Origin of the sequence: Streptomyces sp. URMC 124 (assembly GCF_051386455.1) — a bacterium.
Lineage (GTDB): Bacteria > Actinomycetota > Actinomycetes > Streptomycetales > Streptomycetaceae > Streptomyces.
This window is the reverse complement of record NZ_JBPQTS010000411.1, coordinates 1-299: the sequence shown is the minus strand read 5'-3', so window position 1 is coordinate 299 and position 299 is coordinate 1. Positions and strand designations below refer to the sequence as shown.

Annotated in this window: 1 protein-coding gene; it reads right to left on the bottom strand. The window is 48.5% G+C overall.

From position 1 onward, the window contains the following. Positions 1-299: hypothetical protein (locus tag ACSNOG_RS33155; protein ID WP_436756378.1), on the bottom strand; the 299-nt coding region annotated here is incomplete at both ends.

Genomic DNA, 299 nt, shown 5'->3' with positions numbered 1-299 from the left:
GTATAGTTCTTGTACTCCCTTGCTCATCCACTATCAGAACCTCAACTTCCTCCCCTTTGTAAAGATGAGAGAAATAATAAGGGAACCGACCGATCATCGAACGCCAATCCGTAATCCCGGTGAGGCGGCCCAATTCATTCAACCAATCCCCCATAGGCTTACCTGCTATCGATACAACTTCGTCACCGGGCTGCATGATACCTGAGCTGTCCTCTGCCACCACCCAGGCCCCACCCAGATCTATTATTGAAAGATTAACCATGCCGCCAAATGGAAAAGGTGCTGCCAGATCATAATAA